The 517-nt window shown below is 60.9% G+C and carries 1 protein-coding gene; it reads right to left on the reverse strand.

Annotated elements, in window-relative coordinates:
- Positions 1-454 (reverse strand): DUF1419 domain-containing protein (locus tag EN750_RS38410; RefSeq protein WP_127399519.1); only part of this gene is annotated, 454 nt, incomplete at its 3' end.
- Positions 455-517: the final 63 nt, after the last annotated feature.

Consider the following 517-nt stretch of genomic DNA (forward strand, 5'->3'; position numbering starts at 1 on the left):
GGTCTGCATTGCGGGCGGTCCCCCTGAGCTTGACAGGGGTTATGTTCCAGATCGCCTCGAGCTTTTCCGCGCGGGTCATGCTGTCGCTCGCGCCGGTCTCGTGGGCGATGATGGCGGCGCGCATCTTGTCTGGCGACTGCCGATCCGTGAGATCGCAGAAGCCATGAAACCAGCGCTCGCCGCCCCGGATCCGGATCGCCAAGAATACGCTGGTCACGTTGCCCGCCTTATACTCCGACATTCCGAGCATGCCGGTGCGCATGAAGAGCGGCGGCAACAAATCTAGCATGAAGTGGTATTCGGACGCGGTGATCTCAAACCACTCGGCTGAATAGGGAGTGCCGGAATTGGGATCGATGCCAGGAGTGTCTTTGTGACGGCTGAACAGTTGGAACATCTGCTCTCGGGTGGCGACGCCGTCGAGCACCTTCCTGAAGGGTGGATGTGCGGTCATAAGGTTCTCATGAAGGCAAGTCGGCCACGCGCGGCATCGCCGCGCCATGGCAACTGCTTGCTG

Origin of the sequence: Mesorhizobium sp. M7A.F.Ca.ET.027.03.2.1, from assembly GCF_003999175.1 — a bacterium.
Lineage (GTDB): Bacteria > Pseudomonadota > Alphaproteobacteria > Rhizobiales > Rhizobiaceae > Mesorhizobium.